This window comes from Acinetobacter bereziniae LMG 1003 = CIP 70.12, from assembly GCF_000368925.1.
Lineage (GTDB): Bacteria > Pseudomonadota > Gammaproteobacteria > Pseudomonadales > Moraxellaceae > Acinetobacter > Acinetobacter bereziniae.
In genome coordinates, this window is sequence record NZ_KB849754.1 from 1 (window position 1) to 209 (window position 209).

Below are 209 nucleotides of genomic sequence, written 5' to 3' on the forward strand. Positions count from 1 at the left end.
ATTAGGACGGAAGAAAGTTTACAACCCATTTATAAAAAACTTTCGCTGGAAGTTAGGTACAGCCAAAAAGTTATAACCTAACCTTAAAACATACTAAACATACTATCTATGATAGTTGAGCTATTGGATCTGGACAAAAAAGTAAAATCAATAACTTACGCTATTAGGACGGAAGAAAGTTTACAACCCATTTATAAAAAACTTTCGCT